The 518-nt window shown below is 76.8% G+C and carries 1 protein-coding gene; it reads right to left on the bottom strand.

Annotated elements, in window-relative coordinates; translation table 11 throughout:
• Positions 1 to 518: glycosyltransferase (locus D1614_RS25120; protein ID WP_119440548.1), on the bottom strand; the 518-nt coding region annotated here is incomplete at both ends.

Raw genomic sequence — 518 nt, forward strand, 5'->3', positions numbered from 1 at the left:
CCGGGCCGAACACCGCGTCCGCCCCCAGCCGGGCCTGGGCGGCGATCAGGGCCGCGAGCCAGCCGGGCGGCGCCTCCTCGTCGTCGTCGAGGAAGGCGATCATCGCGCCCTTGGCGACGGCCAGGGCGGCGTTGCGGGCGTTGGCGACGCCGGGCTCGGGCTCGTGCAGGCCGCCCGGCTCGCCCAGCGACACCGCGCGGGTGGCCAGGGTGATCACCCCGTCGCCGCCCATGGCGTCGCGGGCGTTGATCGCCAGGTTCAGCAGCGCCAGCTCGACCTGGGCCGGGTCGACCACGGCCAGCGGCAGGTCGGCCGCCAGGGCGTGCTCGACCTTGATCGCCCCGCCCAGGGTGCTGGTCAGCAGGTCGCTCATGCCGGCGATCAGGGCGTTGAGGTCGACGGCGCGGGTCTCCAGGCGCTGCCGGCGCGAGAAGGCCAGGAGCTGGGCGGTCAGCTTGGCGCCGCGCTGGGCGGCGTGCAGGGCGTTGGTGACCAGCCGGCGGGCGCGCTCGTCCTCG

The organism is Maribellus luteus (assembly GCF_003576475.1).
GTDB lineage: Bacteria > Bacteroidota > Bacteroidia > Bacteroidales > Prolixibacteraceae > Draconibacterium > Draconibacterium luteum.